Below are 1271 nucleotides of genomic sequence, written 5' to 3'. Positions count from 1 at the left end.
TAAAATAAAATTAAATCTCAATCCTCCACCATTTTAAAGGCAGACACAGAAGTGAGTCCTGGGGTTTGAATACTCAAAAAAGATTTTAGATATCACTTCCCTCGATTGAAAAGAGGACAAGCCCTAGACCGAAATTTGGCCTGGGAGTCAAATAAATACGACAAAGTACATTAAAATCACTCTGCCATGCAAATTAAACTAATCAAAGTTTTTTTAATAATTTTAATACTCTCGAGTTTATTTTTGCCAAACCTTTCTTTTAATTTAACTAACAATCAAATTCAGGCAGAGGAAATAAAACATCTCCTCAGAGTGTATAAAACTGGCTTAGGAGTCATCACTACTGATCCAGTGGGTATTGATTGCGGCGATGATTGTAGTGAGTCCTACCTTGAAGGAACTCAAGTCAAGTTAACAGCAACAGCAGATGATGGTTGGGTTCTTACTGGTTGGAGATTCGATAAGGCCGACTCTATTGGAGCTCAACTATGCGAATTAGCGATGCTTAGAGCAATAAATACACGTAATCCTGTTTCGCTTTCGTGCACAATACCAATAAAGAGGCCAATCGATGTATATATAACCTTTGAACGAGGAGGGGTAATTGAAGTTGTAAAGACAGGCTCTGGAACTGTCATAAGTTCACCAACTGGTATTGATTGCGGTTGCAATTGTCAGGGGGTGTTCTTGGGTGACCCTGGTTTCGTCACCTTAACTGCCATTCCTGCTTCTGGCGCTACATTCATAGGTTGGGAAGGAGATTGTTCTGGTATTGAGGATTGCCTGTTATATATAGATCATCACCATCGCAATGTTATTGCTAGATTTTCAAAAGAAGGTCAGTATATGCTTACAGTAAATAAAATTGGTTCAGGAACTATTACCAGTAGCCCACTTGGCATCAACTGTGGCGATGATTGTAATGAGTCGTACGAAAATGGAACTCGGGTTAACTTGACTGTTAAAGCAGATCCTGGTTGGAGTATAGCCCAGTTAAAATTCAGGGGTTCTTGTAACCGGATTAATGAAGATTTGTTCCTATTGCGACTACTTGGCCAGTGGCCACAACCAATTCTCTCATATACGTTTACATTAAACATAATAGAACCAGAGACTATTGCTGTAATCTTTAGCCCTATCGCTCTTCCTCCCTCGGCCGACCCTAAGAAGTGGTCCTTTGCCATCATCACTGATATTCATATGGGCAGGGGTTATCCAGATTATAATAGCCAGGGTTATGAAGATAGTGGAGAAGGTGAAGATTATTATTT

At 39.7% G+C, this 1271-nt stretch carries 1 protein-coding gene; it reads left to right on the top strand.

From position 1 onward, the window contains the following. Positions 1-186: 186 nt before the first annotated feature. Positions 187-1271, top strand: a 1085-nt coding sequence (locus tag AB1414_21120; protein MEW6609914.1) for a hypothetical protein, incomplete at its 3' end; no start/stop codon positions are given.

The sequence above is a fragment of the bacterium genome, assembly GCA_040755795.1.
Taxonomy (GTDB): domain Bacteria; phylum UBA9089; class CG2-30-40-21; order CG2-30-40-21; family SBAY01; genus JBFLXS01.
Note: the sequence above shows the minus strand (reverse complement) of the source record. Positions and strands in the feature narration are given on the sequence as shown.